This is a genomic window from uncultured Romboutsia sp. (assembly GCF_958366745.1).
GTDB lineage: Bacteria > Bacillota > Clostridia > Peptostreptococcales > Peptostreptococcaceae > Romboutsia > Romboutsia timonensis.
The window spans coordinates 1-4,323 of sequence record NZ_CATXCO010000199.1 but is presented as its reverse complement, the minus strand read 5'-3'; the positions used below and the strand labels follow the sequence as shown (position 1 = coordinate 4,323).

At 25.4% G+C, this 4,323-nt stretch carries 8 protein-coding genes; 4 read left to right on the top strand and 4 right to left on the bottom strand.

The window, feature by feature from the left end:
• The first annotated feature begins 253 nt into the window (after window positions 1-253).
• From Q5F54_RS11120 to Q5F54_RS11110, 3 genes are all read left to right on the top strand, one after another.
• On the top strand, window positions 254-604 hold the full coding sequence (locus Q5F54_RS11120; protein WP_302334439.1) for a hypothetical protein: 351 nt from the start codon (window positions 254-256) through the stop codon (window positions 602-604).
• Window positions 605-891: 287 nt separating this feature from the next.
• A complete protein-coding gene (locus tag Q5F54_RS11115; protein ID WP_281538621.1) occupies window positions 892-1,185 on the top strand; it encodes a nucleotidyltransferase domain-containing protein in 294 nt (97 codons plus the stop codon).
• Complete coding sequence (locus Q5F54_RS11110) at window positions 1,175-1,567, top strand: nucleotidyltransferase substrate binding protein (RefSeq protein ID WP_281538626.1); 393 nt, start codon at window positions 1,175-1,177, stop codon at window positions 1,565-1,567. Before Q5F54_RS11115 ends, Q5F54_RS11110 begins: the two co-directional genes overlap by 11 nt.
• A 146-nt stretch (window positions 1,568-1,713) precedes the next feature.
• Here the strand turns inward: Q5F54_RS11110 and Q5F54_RS11105 are convergent, their stop codons facing one another.
• From Q5F54_RS11105 to Q5F54_RS11095, 3 genes are all read right to left on the bottom strand, one after another.
• Entirely contained in the window at window positions 1,714-1,845 is a 132-nt protein-coding gene (locus Q5F54_RS11105; protein WP_331562772.1) for a YvrJ family protein, read from the bottom strand.
• Window positions 1,846-1,921: 76 nt separating this feature from the next.
• Window positions 1,922-2,149, bottom strand: coding sequence for a DUF2922 domain-containing protein (locus Q5F54_RS11100; protein WP_287937704.1), 228 nt, complete (start codon window positions 2,147-2,149; stop codon window positions 1,922-1,924).
• 24 nt (window positions 2,150-2,173) lie between these two features.
• Window positions 2,174-2,386 (bottom strand): DUF1659 domain-containing protein, encoded by a 213-nt coding sequence (locus Q5F54_RS11095; protein WP_071120625.1) that lies wholly within the window; start codon window positions 2,384-2,386, stop codon window positions 2,174-2,176.
• A gap of 219 nt (window positions 2,387-2,605) precedes the next feature.
• Here Q5F54_RS11095 and Q5F54_RS11090 point away from each other — a divergent pair, with 219 nt between their 5' ends.
• Complete coding sequence (locus tag Q5F54_RS11090; protein WP_071120624.1) at window positions 2,606-2,926, top strand: hypothetical protein; 321 nt, start codon at window positions 2,606-2,608, stop codon at window positions 2,924-2,926.
• A 34-nt stretch (window positions 2,927-2,960) separates the two neighbouring features.
• Here the strand turns inward: Q5F54_RS11090 and Q5F54_RS11085 are convergent.
• The coding region (locus Q5F54_RS11085; RefSeq protein WP_302334438.1) for a cell wall metabolism sensor histidine kinase WalK at window positions 2,961-4,323 on the bottom strand (1,363 nt) is incomplete at its 5' end.

Genomic DNA, 4,323 nt, shown 5'->3' with positions numbered 1-4,323 from the left:
TGAATGTAAGTAATATCAATCAACTGGTTTTGAGCGTAAAAAAGATTTTGAAATGATTCGCCCACGCAGTGGCTCAAGCAACGGACGAAGTCGTTGGCGACATGAAGTGTTTCGCCGACACGTCGCTCGAGCGAAGCGAATTTTTTATTAACTAAAACATATATTTTGATGAATATTTATTTAATCCATAAGTTTTGATATGATATATAAGTTATTAGTTTTTGAAATTGAAAACTAAACAAGGAGGAATAAAATGAACCAATATACAGATAAACAAATAGAAGATACCTTAAATCTTATAGATTCTACAATTTTAAATTGTGAAAAAATACAGCCTAAATTAAAAGAAGGAACACCACAATTTTCACTTACTAGAAATCGTATAAAAGCTTTATATATTTCAAAGGCCTTAGTTACAAACCAAGAACATAATTATACACAAGAAGAATTATTAAAATCAGTAGATCAAGTTACATCTATTATTCGTAAAAGTGAAAAGGCAATGATTAATGCAAAAGAAGGTACAGGAACATATACACGTTTAAAAAAGATAATTGATGCAATGACAATTGCATTATTATATATTCAAGATGCTATAAAGTAAAAATAGTTAAATAATTAGCTCTAATTATTAATTGAATATATGCATATTTAGAAGGCATATATTTCTAGATTATTTTGATAGGCTATTTTAGATAATTGTGTGATTAATGTTAAAATATAAGAAAGTTCACAATTGTTATAAATTGTGAAATAATATTTTTTGAGTAGAATAGTTTTTAATTTTAGTTTGTTTAATATAAAAGTATAATGTATAATTATTGTAACATTAAAAGTATTAATTAAAGGATGTAAATAGATATTTAGTATTCTATAGTAAGAGGTGATTAAGTGATTGAAGAAAAACTAAGATTAGAGTTAGAGAGTATATTTAAAAAATATAAAGAAATAGAACAAGTAATATTATTTGGCTCAAGAGCTAGACAAGATAATAAATATAATTCAGATATAGATTTATGTTTATTCGGAGAAAAAATAACACATTTAATACAAGCGAAAGTAACTATGGATATAGAAGAAGTAAACACACCTCTAAGTTTTGATATACTAAATTTTAATGAATTAACAAAAGAAAAACTAATTGAAAATATAAAAAATGAAGGGATAATAATATATAAGGGCTAAAAAGTTAGATGAAAGAAAAGAAGACTTCTATAAGGCATTAAAAAGGTTGGAAGAAGCTCTTAAAAAGGATATATCAGATGATATTATAATAGATGGGATTATACAAAGGTTTGAATTTACATTTGAACAAGCTTGGAAAGTAATGAAGCTATACCTAGAAGATCAAGGTATACTAGATGAAGCACTAGCACCAAGAAGTACAATAAGATGTGCATTTAAACATAAGCTGATAAATAATGGTGATGTATGGATAGAGATGATGTTAGATAGAAATAGGACATCTCATATGTATGATGAAGAAACAGCAGTTAATATAGTAAACTTAGTAAAAGAAAAATATATAATAGAATTTAATAAACTAAAAGACTTTTTAGAGTATTAATAATATTTATTATAAATACTACAATAATATAAATTAGTTCATAATCTTAATATAAAGCGAATAAAAGGTTTGGTATCTTACGGATTAAATCACATCAAAAATAGCTAGAACTGGGGCAGTATCCAAGTCTAGCTATTTCATACCAATTATGTTTTTAGATAATTCATTAATACTATCAGATAAAGTCTGAAGCTTTCCTTCAATCTTACAAGTAGATACATACTAAGGGCTATAGGAAATCCTACAGAAGCTATAAGAGTTTGTAATTCAGAATTCATAAATGCACATCCTTTCAATAAATTAAAAGCTATGCAAAGGTGGGGGGACCTTGGCATAGCTTTTTAAATGTAAATTTTATAACTCTAAGTCATAGGCTGTAGTGTCTGTAACAACAACCTTAGCCTCAACAGCAGATACTATATCAGCACCATTTGGAGCAAATATATTTTTAGATACTACTAAATCCATAGCATCTTTTATTTCAGATTCTGTAATATCTTCTCTTGGGTTATCTACTGATAAAGATACTTTTTTATCATCAGTAGTTTTAAAAGTCATTAAAAGTCTTTTAGTTTGTTCCATATTTATACCTCCTTAAATTTAATATTAAGCTAAAGTAGTGTTATCTATCTTAGCTATTTCAATCACTTCATATTCTTGAAGAGCCATTAAAGCCTCTCCAACGTCATATACGTTTTGCGCTAAAGCATTATGTTTTAATGATGAAAAAGTTTTGCTTTTTACTTTTGTTTTTCCATCTACCATACCTAAATCAAGTTTTATTCTTAGGCTTGATGGATTTTTCATTTCATTAACCATATAGCCACCTCCGTTTATTTATTAGAAGATTTGTTCTTCTTGATATTAATTATAGGAAAATAAGGGTTTGTGATAAATTAAAGTATTTGAAGAAAATATTTAGAGAAAATAGTGAAATTTATTTTATTTCTATATAGATATTTCATGAATTTACCATATTTTGTCTATAATTGTATATAATTACTATATAAAGTTTAACTAACATTTATAGGGGAGCTTATGGATAAAAAGACTATAGGAATAGTAGTTAAAAATGATTACAATGATATACTTTACTATGAAAATAACTTTTTTATAAAAATAGATATTAATAAAAAAGATGATTTAAGTTTTATATTAGAAGAGAAGCTTAGTGAAATACTAGATAAAAAAGCCTTTAGAGTAGATAAGATTTCTAAAAAAATTCCTAAACTTGATTTATTAGATAAAGATAATAATAAAGAAAGTATTGTTATGTATTTAGTTTGTATAAGTTTCTTTAAAATTTCACTTTTGTTTAACATAAAAAGTGTGCACCTTCCTTCGGATAATCTAATTTAATTATCGCACTTTTGGGAAGAATACACACTTTATTTTACAGATTCGGTAGTATAACTATAAACTCACTACCTTTATTAAGCTCACTTCTAACCTCAATTGTACCTTGATGTAAATCAATTATAGACTTAACAATAGTTAAACCAACACCAATTCCACCTGTATTTTTACTTCTTGACTCATCCACTCTATAAAACCTTTCAAATATATATTTTATATTTTCTTTCGGAATTCCTATACCATTATCTTTAAATTGTATTTTTAGATTATTATTTTCTTTATATGAACTTATAAAAATCTTCCCACCATTATTTGTATATCTTATAGCATTAGACAGTAAATTAACTATTACTTGTGATATTTTATCTTTATCTAAGTAACTATCTATACTTTCTAAATCACACTCTATATTTATATTTTTTTCTAGTGCCTTCCCTTGATTATTATAAACCACATTCATAATTAAGTTTTTTACATTTACTTTAGCTAAATTTAATTTACTTTTTTCACTATCAAACTTAGCTAAGTTTTGTAATTGATTTACTAAATTAGTAAGCCTTATTACCTCCTCGTTTACACTATTTAGCCTTTCTGTATCAGGTTCCCATATTCCATCTATCATAGCTTCTAAATGTGTTTGTATACTTGTAAGTGGCGTTCTAAGTTCATGAGATATATCTGTTGTTAACCTCTTTCTTAAATTTTCTTGTTCTTCTAATTTAGCTGATAAATTATTTATCGATTTTATAAGCACATCAATTTCAACTATATTGCTATCATAATCTATCTTATTATCATAATCACCATCTCCAATTAAATTAGCCATATTGGACACAACTTCTACAGGCTTAGATATATTATTAGATATTAATATTGCTATAAATATTGTTATTAAAACCATTACAATACCTATACTTGTAATTACCTTATTTATTTCTTTTAAAAAATCTACATCATTATCCATATAGTAAAGTAATCCGTATGAACCTATTTTTATATTTCCAATAATTTCATTATCTAAATTCTTTATTTCAAACAATTTTTCTGTATAATTACTTTTATTCTTATTTATCATATAGTTCATATTGTTCTCTATACTTCCCATAACCATATGACACATATTTTTATTATAGGTCATTGCCCCCCACACTAAATTACTATCTTTATCATATAAATCCACAAATATGCCATTACTTATTGCATCTTCTCCTATTTGCTGGATACTAGATAACTCCCATTCTCCATTAACGTATTTAGACCTTATCGAATCAATTATATTAGAAATTTCATTTTCATTATTTCTAATAATGTATTGTTCAAATTTTTTATTAAAAACACTATTTATAGATAAAGCTATAGATAATATAACTATGATTATTAAAGATACTAAAGATAGAATT

Bases quoted from the DNA above. Each gene is read 5' to 3' on its own strand.
- Q5F54_RS11105 (WP_331562772.1), bottom strand. From the start codon at position 1,845: ATGAATTCTGAATTACAAACTCTTATAGCTTCTGTAGGATTTCCTATA.
- Q5F54_RS11120 (WP_302334439.1), top strand. From the start codon at position 254: ATGAACCAATATACAGATAAACAAATAGAAGATACCTTAAATCTTATA.
- Q5F54_RS11090 (WP_071120624.1), top strand. From the start codon at position 2,606: ATGGATAAAAAGACTATAGGAATAGTAGTTAAAAATGATTACAATGAT.
- Q5F54_RS11095 (WP_071120625.1), bottom strand. From the start codon at position 2,386: ATGGTTAATGAAATGAAAAATCCATCAAGCCTAAGAATAAAACTTGAT.
- Q5F54_RS11100 (WP_287937704.1), bottom strand. From the start codon at position 2,149: ATGGAACAAACTAAAAGACTTTTAATGACTTTTAAAACTACTGATGAT.